The sequence below is a fragment of the Streptomyces sp. NPDC088745 genome (assembly GCF_044751045.1).
GTDB classification, from domain to species: domain Bacteria; phylum Actinomycetota; class Actinomycetes; order Streptomycetales; family Streptomycetaceae; genus Streptomyces; species Streptomyces cremeus.
Genome location: NZ_JBIVLB010000040.1, coordinates 1 through 1,106 on the forward strand (window position 1 = coordinate 1; position 1,106 = coordinate 1,106).

At 67.8% G+C, this 1,106-nt stretch carries 1 protein-coding gene; it reads right to left on the minus strand.

Going from position 1 to position 1,106, the window contains the following annotated elements; translation table 11 throughout:
- A partial coding sequence (locus ACIP93_RS37715) for a catalase (RefSeq protein ID WP_401767003.1) occupies positions 1-1,106 on the minus strand: 1,106 nt, incomplete at both ends.

A 1,106-nucleotide genomic window follows, 5' to 3' on the forward strand; every position in this document is an offset into this window, starting at 1 on the left:
AGGAAGGGACAGCCCCCGTCCAGGGAGTTGGGCTTGTACGGGGCGACCCCGGAGTGGACGGCGGTCTGGTGCATGCCGTCGCGGAGCATGTCGTTGACGGGGGCGTGCGGGCGGTTGATGGGAAGCTGCCCGAAGTTGGGGCCGCCCAGCCGGCTGATCTGGGTGTCCAGGTAGGAGAACAGCCGCCCCGCCAGCAGCGGGTCGTCGGTGATGTCGATGCCCGGCACGAGGTGGCCGGGGTGGAAGGCGACCTGCTCGGTCTCCGCGAAGTAGTTCGTCGGGTTCGCGTTCAAGGTCAGCAGCCCCAGGGGCTGCACAGGCGCCAGCTCCTCGGGAACGATCTTCGTGGGGTCCAGCAGGTCGATGCCCTCGAAGACCTGCTCGGGGTTGTCGGGGAAGACCTGGACACCCAGCTCCCACTGCGGGAACGCCCCCGCCTCGATCGCGTCGGCGAGGTCACGGCGGTGGAAGTCGGGATCCATGCCCGCGGTGAGCTGCGCCTCCTCCCACACCTGGGAGTGCACCCCCAGCTTCGGCTTCCAGTGGAACTTCGCCAGCGATGTCTTGCCCTGCGCGTTGACCAGGCGGAAGGTGTGGACGCCGAAGCCCTCCATCATCCGGTACGAACGCGGAATGCCCCGGTCCGACATGTTCCACATCGTGTGGTGCGTGGCCTCGGTGTGCAGGGTCACGAAGTCCCAGAACGTGTCATGGGCGCTCTGCGCCTGCGGGATCTCCCGGTCCGGATGCGGCTTGCCCGCGTGGATGACGTCGGGGAACTTGACGGCGTCCTGGATGAAGAACACCGGAATGTTATTGCCCACCAGGTCGAAGGTGCCCTCCCCGGTGTAGAACTTCGTCGCGAAGCCCCGGGTGTCGCGCACCGTGTCCGCCGAACCGCGCGAGCCCAGCACGGTGGAGAACCGCACGAACACCTCGGTCTCCACCCCCTCACCCAGGAACGCGGCCTTCGTCACCCCGGCAGCCGTCCCGTACGAGGTGAACGTGCCGTGCGCGGCCGCACCACGCGCATGCACCACACGCTCGGGGATGCGCTCGTGGTCGAAGTGGGTGATCTTCTCCCGCAGGTGGTGGTCCTGGAGCAG